The organism is Streptomyces endocoffeicus, from assembly GCF_016741935.1.
In the GTDB taxonomy this organism is placed as follows: domain Bacteria; phylum Actinomycetota; class Actinomycetes; order Streptomycetales; family Streptomycetaceae; genus Streptomyces; species Streptomyces endocoffeicus.
This window is the reverse complement of the sequence record NZ_JAERRG010000046.1, coordinates 46,168-54,254: the sequence shown is the minus strand read 5'-3', so window position 1 is coordinate 54,254 and position 8,087 is coordinate 46,168. Positions and strand designations below refer to the sequence as shown.

Annotated in this window: 3 protein-coding genes; all 3 read left to right on the top strand. The window is 73.3% G+C overall.

Annotated elements, in window-relative coordinates:
- Window positions 1–16: 16 nt before the first annotated feature.
- Window positions 17–3,748 (top strand): SDR family NAD(P)-dependent oxidoreductase, encoded by a 3,732-nt coding sequence (locus JK364_RS49355; protein WP_201858015.1) that lies wholly within the window; start codon window positions 17–19, stop codon window positions 3,746–3,748.
- A gap of 263 nt (window positions 3,749–4,011) precedes the next feature.
- Window positions 4,012–6,909 (top strand): helix-turn-helix transcriptional regulator, encoded by a 2,898-nt coding sequence (locus tag JK364_RS49350; protein WP_201858014.1) that lies wholly within the window; start codon window positions 4,012–4,014, stop codon window positions 6,907–6,909.
- A complete protein-coding gene (locus JK364_RS49345) occupies window positions 6,906–8,084 on the top strand; it encodes a 3-deoxy-7-phosphoheptulonate synthase (RefSeq protein WP_230993734.1) in 1,179 nt (392 codons plus the stop codon). Before JK364_RS49350 ends, JK364_RS49345 begins: the two co-directional genes overlap by 4 nt.
- The last annotated feature ends 3 nt before the right edge of the window (window positions 8,085–8,087 follow it).

Below are 8,087 nucleotides of genomic sequence, written 5' to 3'. Positions count from 1 at the left end.
GCTGTCGGTCGCGGTGGTGAACGGACCGGAGGCAGTAGTGGTATCCGGCCAGATCACCGCGCTCGAAGAACTGCTGGCCACCGAAGACCGCGCCCGACGCGTCGCGGTGGACTACGCATCCCACTCAGCACAAGTGGAACGGATCCAGGAAGAGCTGGCCCGAACCCTGACCGACATCCAGCCGACGACCTCACGAGTGCCGCTGTTCTCCACCGTGGAACGCGACTGGATCGACACCGCATCGATGGACGCCGACTACTGGTACCGAAACCTACGCCAGACAGTCTGGTTCGACGACGCGGTCGGCCACCTTTCCGACGCCGGTTTTGACGTGTTCATCGAGGTCAGCCCGCATCCAGTACTCACCACGAGCATACGGGAGAGCTACCCGGAGGCGACCGTCACCGGAACGCTACGACGAGACCACCACGACATCACAGCACTGCTCACCGCGGCGCGCGAACTCCACCTCGGAGGCACCCCGGTGGACTGGGCCGCGGTGATCGGGAAGGGCCGACGGGTGGACCTGCCGACCTACCCCTTCCAGCGGCGGGACTTCTGGCTGCACGACGCGGGCGGGAGCGCCGAGGTGGAGGGGGCCGGCCTGGACACCACGGACCACCCACTGCTGGGCGCGGTGACCACCATGGCCGACACCGGCGAACTCATCCTCTCCGGCCGACTCTCCACCAGCACCCACCCCTGGCTCGCCGACCACGCGGTAGACGGCACCGTGATCGTCCCCGGCGCCGCACTGGTGGACCTGGCCCTGCACGCCGCCGAGCACACCGACCACACCACCGTGGACGAGTTGGTCATCCATACCCCCCTCGCGCTGACCCGCCCCACCCCGGTCCAGATCACCGTGGGCCCCGAGGCCGACACCGGCCACCGCCCCATCTCCCTCCACAGCCGCGACACCACCGGCACCTGGACCCCCCACGCCACCGGCACCCTCAGCCGCGAAACCCACACCACGGCAGAACCCGGCACCTGGCCACCCACCGACGCCCACCAAATCGACCTCACCAACGCCTACCGACAACTCGCCGACACGGGACTCCACTACGGCCCCGCCTTCCAAGGACTCCGCACCCTCTACCAACGCGACAACACCCTCTTCGCCGAGGTCGAACTCGCAGAAGCCGCCGGGCCTGCCAAAGGCCACATCCTGCACCCGGCGCTGCTCGACGCGGCCCTGCACCCGGCCGCCGTGACCGCCGCGTGGGACGAGGAATCCGGCATCCGACTGCCGTTCTCCTGGACGGGTGTGACCGTCCACGCCACCGGCGCCACCCACCTGCGCGTCCAACTGGACACCGACCACACCGGCGCCACTCGCCTACTGGCCACCGACACCACCGGCCAACCCGTCATCACCATCGGCTCCCTCACCGCCCGACCACTCGACCCCGACCAACTCCGCCGCACCCAACCCGAAACGGACCACCTGTACACGCTCGGCTGGTCCCCATACACCCCCACCACCCCCACCACCACAGTGGACTTCGAGCGGTACACGGTCCCCACGGTGGGCGACGACGTCCTGGCCGATGTGCACCGCATCACCGCCGAGGCCCTGGCCCGCGTCCAGCACCACCTGGCCCAGGACACCACCACCCCACTCATCGTCGAAGCCACCCACGACGACCTCGCCGGCGCAGCCGTCTGGGGACTGCTCCGCACCGCCCAAACCGAACACCCCAACCGCATCACCCTCATCGACACCGACAACCACCCCACCTCCCAAAAGATCCTCCCCACCCTCATCGCCTCCGGCGAACCCCAGGCCCGCATCCGCGACGGCGCCATCACCCTCCCCCGACTCACACGCCTGTCCACGGACACCAGGGCATCCATCGACAAGCGGCCCGACCTCCCCACGGGCCCCGTACTCATCACCGGCGGCACCGGCGGCCTGGGCTCGCTGGTCGCCCGCCACCTAGTCGCCGAACACGGCGTCCGCGACCTCATCCTCACCAGCCGCCAAGGACCCAACGCCCCCGGCGCCACCGAACTCACCACCGAACTCCAACAACACGGCGCCCGGGTCCGCACCATCTCCTGCGACCTCACCGACCGCACCGCCCTCGCCACGCTTATCGACGAGACCGGCCCCCTCACCGGCGTCATCCACACCGCCGGAGCCCTCGCCGACGCCACCATCGACCACCTCGACACCAACGCCCTGACCACCACCTTCGCCCCCAAGGCCGACGCCGCCTGGCACCTCCACGAACTCACCCGCGACCAAGACCTGACCCTCTTCGTCGTCTTCTCCTCGCTGGCCGGCACGCTCGGCAGCGCCGGACAGGCCAACTACGCCGCCGCCAACGCCTTCCTCGACGCCCTGATCACCCACCGCCGCCACCACGGTCTCCCCGGCACCTCACTCGCCTGGGGATCCTGGGAACGCACCACCGGCATGACCCGCCACCTCACCCAAGCCGACCACGACCGGATGACCCGCAACGGGCTCCGGCCACTGTCGAACGCCGAAGGTCTGGCGCTCTTCGACGCGGCGGTCGGGTCCGGTGCCGCCGTGCTGGCGCCGGTGAAGCTTGACGTCGGAGCACTGGGCCGGCTGGAGGCGGTGCCGGCGGCGCTGCGGGGCCTGATCCGACGGCCCCGGCCGACCGCCCGGCACGCCGCGAGCGCGGCGCCGCCCACGGTCGACCCCGGGTCGGCGCTGAAACTGGTCTGCGAGCAGGTCGCCGAGGTGCTGGGGCACTCCGGCGCCGACGCGGTCGACCCCGAACGGGAATTCCGGGAGTTCGGCATTGACTCGCTGACCGCGGTCGAGCTGCGGAACCGGCTGGCGTCGGCCACCGGGCTGCGGCTGTCCGCGACCGTGGTGTTCGATCACCCGACGGCCACCGCGCTCGCCGACCACGTGGGGGCGCGGCTGGCGGCCGGGCGTTCACCGGAGTCGTCCACCTACACGGTTGCCACGCTGTACGAGCGGCTGTACCGGGATGGCCGGATCGAGGCGGCGACGCAGATGCTGGTCGGTGCGTCCTGGTCGGTGCCGACGTTCTCGGACCGGGACAGCGCGGAGCACGCCATGCGGCCGGTGACGCTGGCGACCGGTCCGCGGCGGCCGAGGGTGGTCTGCGTGCCGGCGGTGACTCCGGCGGCCACCCCGCACGAGTACGACGCGCTGGGCCGCCGGCTGGACGGGGTCCTGGACAGCGTGGTGCTGCCCTACCCCGGCTTCGGCACCGGTCAGGCCGTGCCGGAGGACCGCGGGACGCTGGTCGGGATGCACGCGCGGTCCGTCCTCGGCCACGTCGGCGACGAGCCGTACGTGCTGGTGGGCCGGTCCCTGGGCGGCACCGTCGCGCACGCCGTCACCAGCGAGCTGGAGCGACTGGGCCGCGGGCCGCGGGGGCTGGTACTGATCGACACCTACCCGCTGGACGGCGATTCGCGCGCCCAGGAGTGGCTGCTCGGGCTGCCCGCGCGAGCCGCGGTGGAGGAGGGCGCGCCGGACGACGCCGCACTGCTGGCGATGGGTGCCTATCTGCGGATGTTCGCCGACTGGACACCGTGCGCGGTCACCACGCCGACGCTGTATCTGCGGGCCGGCCGCCCCACACCGGAGATGGCCGGAAAGGACGGCTGGCAGGCGACGTGGCCGCTGCCGCACGACCTGATCGAGGTGGCGGGCGACCACTTCACGGTGCTGACCGAGGAGGTGGCGGACACCGCGGAGGCGCTGCTGGGCTGGCTGGAGAAGCTGGACTGAGCCGGGTGTGGCGAAGCCCGTCGGCCGGTGGCGGCCGGTGGCGGCCGGGCCCTTCGCCACACGCCGATCTTCCCTCTCTGACCTGGCCCGACGGGTGGTCGGCCGGTCGGCTGACGGACGGGTGGTGACCGGTCGGTGGAACGGTCGATGGAACGGTCGATGGAATTCCGTCACTGGGGCACGGGGCGGCGTCCCGCCTAGCATCGGCGGCGCCGTAAGGACTCGGTCAGCACGGGGGACATGCTCGATTGCAGGAGGAACCTTTGACCAGGTTGGTGGAGAGGGACGAGCAACTGTCCCGACTTACCGCGCTGCTGTGTCAGGCCACGTCCGGGACCGGGAGCATCGCCCTCATCGAGGGGGCGGCGGCGACCGGGAAGACGGAGTTGCTGCATTCGTTCGCCCGGTCCGCCGACGGAGTGTGTCCGCGTCGCGCCGACGGGCACGGACCCGGTACGGACACGCCCACCGACGGCACAGCAGCGGACGGAGCACCAGCGGACGGAGCATCGGCGCACGGACGCCATGTGGACGGCGGGCCCGGGGCCGGCGGGGCGCTGCTCCGGCTGCACGCGATCTGCTCGCCGGCCGAGCGGGCGCTCCCACTGGGCGTGGTGAGCCAGCTGTTCCTGGCGCCCGCGCTGCCGGCGGCGTTCCGGGATCGGGCCGCGGAACTGATCGACAGGCTCGCGTCCACCCCCGACACCGGGGCGGCCGAGCGACTGACCGCCCAGGTGCTGCAGGGGCTGTGCGTGGAACTGCTCGCCCTGGTGAACCGTTCGCCGGCGCTGATCACGGTGGACGACGTGCAGCACGCCGACCCGGAGTCGGTGCTGTGGCTGCTGTGGCTGGCCCGGCGGATCGGGCCGGCCCCGGTGCTGGTGGTGCTGGCCAGCGATATCGGCCCGCACCCGGGTTTCTCGGCGGCCAGGACCGAGCTGTTGCGGTACCCGCACAGCGACCTGATCCCGGTCGGCCGACTGTCGCAGCGGGGCGCCGCCGAGCTGATCGGCCGGCGCTGCGGGCCGTCGGCCACGCACCGGCTGGCGCCGGCGTTCTTCAGCGCCAGCGGCGGCAACCCGCTGCTGCTGCACGCCCTGTTGGACGACTGGCGGACCGGCCGGAACATGGCCGGCCGCTCCTATCGGCAGGCGCTGCTGACCAGCCTGCGGCGTGGCGGGCCGGCCGGGCTGGCCGTGGTCCGGGGCCTGGCGGTGTTGCGCGGGTACGCCTCGGAGGCGTTGCTGAGCCGGCTGGTCGGGGTGAACGTGGACGTGGTCGCCGACACGGTCCGGGCCTTCGAGGCGGGCGGGCTGCTCAGCGACGGGGACTTCGCGCACCCCAACGGCCGGGCCGGGGTGCTCGACGACCTGCCGCCGCAGCAGCGCGTGGCGCTGCACCGCGCCGCGGCCCGGCTGTTACAGGAACGGGGCGAGCCGGCCACCGCGGTCGCCGCGCACATCGTCGCGGGCGAGGGCGCCGACGGGATCCCGGCCACCCGGGTACTGCGGGACGCGGCCGAGAGCCACCTGCTGGAGCAGCGGTTCGCGGTGGCCGTGGACTGCCTGGAGCAGGCGCTGCGCGGTGCCGGGGACGGCCGGGAGCGGGCCGCGATCCGCGTCCGGCTGGCTCAGGTGGAGTGGCGCTCCGACCCCCGCGCCGCGGTCCGGCACCTGGAACAGCTGGCCGGGGACGCCCGGGCCGGCCTGCTGACGCCCGGCGACACCATCGAGGTATGCCGGCAACTGCTGTGGCAGGGCCGTCCCGAGGAGGCCACCGCGCTCGTCGAGCGGCTGCGGGCCGCGCCGGACGACGACCCGGCCGGCACCGGTGCCCGGCTGCGCGCGTTCGAGCTGTGGCTGATGTGCACCCACCCGCGGCCGGCGCGCCGGCGCCGGCCGGTGCTGCGGGGCCGGCCGGCGGGCGAGGGGCCCGCGGACCGGTCCGAGCCGTGGCAGCGGTTCTCCGCGGTGCTGGCGGATGTGCTGATCCACGGGCGGTACGAGGAGGCCACCGAACGGACCGAGCAGTTGCTGCACAAGGCCAGTGTGCAGCGGGGCACGGTGTGGACCGGCGAGTCCGCACTGCTGTGCCTGATGCCGGAGGTGTACGCCGACCGGACCGAGCGGGCGGCCCGCTGGTGCGAGGCATGGCGCCGGGACCCGTGGACCGCGCGGCTGCCGATGTCCCGGGCCGAGCTGGCCGCCGTGTCGGCGGAGATCGCGGTCCGGCGCGGGGATCTGGCGACGGCCACCGAACGGGCGCGGGCCGCGCTGGAGGAGGTGTCCGCACCGGCCTGGGGCACGGCCGCCGGCCTGCCGCTGAGCTCGCTGATCCTGGCCGCCTCCCGGACCGGACAGTTGCCGATTGCCGCCGAATACCTGCGGGTTCCGGTCCCGGCGTCGATGTTCGAGAGCCGGTACGGGCTGCACTACCTGTACGCGCGTGGCCACTACCACCTTGTGTGCGACAACCACGCCGCCGCCCTGGCCGACTTCTTCGCCTGCGGCGAGCTGATGCGCTCCTGGGCGCTGGACACCCCGGGCCTGGTGCCGTGGCGCACCGGCGCGGCCGAGACCTGGCTGCGTCAGGGCAACCGGGAGCAGGCCAGACGGCTGCTGAACGAACAGCTGGCCTGGGTGGGAACCGACTTCGGCCGGGTCCGGGGCCAAGCGCTGCGGCTGCTGGCGGCGTGCGGGAGCGAGCGGCAGCGCACCGATCTGCTGGGGGACGCGGTGGAGATCCTGGAGGGCGCCGGGGACCGTTACGAATTGGCGCGGGCGCTGGCCGACCTCAGCCACGCGTACCACGCGTCCGGCGAGCAACGGCGGGCCCGGCAGACGGCCCGCCGGGCCTGGCACGTGGCGCGCAGCTGCCAGGCCGAGCCGCTGTGCCGGGAGCTGTTCCCGGGCATGGCCGAGCACGAGGTGGACGGCCCCGGCACGTTGGAGGACACCGCGCTGACCTTCCTCAGCCGGGCCGAGCGGCGGGTGGCGACGCTGGCCTCGGCCGGCTACACCAACCGAGCCATCGCGGGGAAGCTGTTCGTCACCGAGAGCACGGTCGAGCAGCACCTGACGAAGGTGTACCGGAAGCTGGGTGTGAAGCACCGCGAGGATCTGCCCGCGCTGCTCCACCACGACATCGCGACGTCCGCATGATGGGCGCGCCGCTGCCGTCGGTGTGGGAGTCGCTGCCGGCGGAGCAACAGCCGGAGTGGGACGCGCACCCCGCGCACGCCGCCGCGCTCGGCCGGCTGCGTGGCGCCGCGCCGCTGGTGACGCACACCGAGGTGGCCACCCTGGGCTGGGGCCTGGCGAAGGTGGCGCGGGGCCAGGCCCGGCTGGTGCAGGCCGGCGACTGCGCGGAGAGTTTCTATGAGTCCGGCGCCGGGCACACCGCCGCGAAGGTGTCGGCGCTCGAGGCGCTGGCCGACCGGATGGCGGCGCGGACCGGCCAGTCGGTGCTGCGGATCGGGCGGATCGCCGGGCAGTACGCCAAGCCGCGGTCGGCGCCGGTCGAGACGGTCGACGGGGTGACGCTGCCGGTCTTCCGCGGTCACATGGTCAACCTGGAGACGGCCTCGGAGCTCGCCCGGCGGCCCGATCCGCGGCGGATGGTCTGGGCGTACCACGCGAGCACGGAGATCCTGCGGGACCTGCGCGCCTGGCGCCTGGCGGCGGCGGACGGCGGGCGGCTGGGGCCATGGAGCAGCCACGAGGCGCTGGTGCTGGACTACGAGGCCGGCCTGGTGCGGCATGACCCGGCGGCCGGCCGGTCGCTGCTGGGCTCCACGCACTTCCCGTGGATCGGCGAGCGCACCCGGCAGTTGGATCACGCACATGTGGCTCTGCTGGCCTCGGTGCGCAACCCGGTGGGCTGCAAGATCGGCCCGTCGACCGCCCCGGACACGCTGCTGCGGCTGTGTGCCGCGCTCGACCCCGACCGGGTGCCGGGGCGGCTGACCCTGATCTTCCGGATGGGCCGGGACGCTGTCGCGGAGGCGCTGCCGCCGCTGGTGCGGGCGGTGGTGTCGGCCGGCCACCCGGTGGTGTGGCTGAGCGATCCGATGCACGGCAACACCCGGCGGGCGGCGGGCGGGCTGAAGACCCGATACCTGGCCGACCTGATCGCGGAGAGCCGGGAATTCCGCCGGGTGGTGGAGCGGGCCGGCCGGCATGTCGGCGGGCTGCACCTGGAGGTGGCCGCGGAGCGGGTGACCGAGTGCGTCGGCCGCCCCGAGGAGGAGAACGCGCTGACCGAGCGCTATCTGTCGCTGTGCGACCCGAGGTTGACCGTAGAGCAGGCGTCCGAGCTGATCGACGCCGTCTTCTGACAG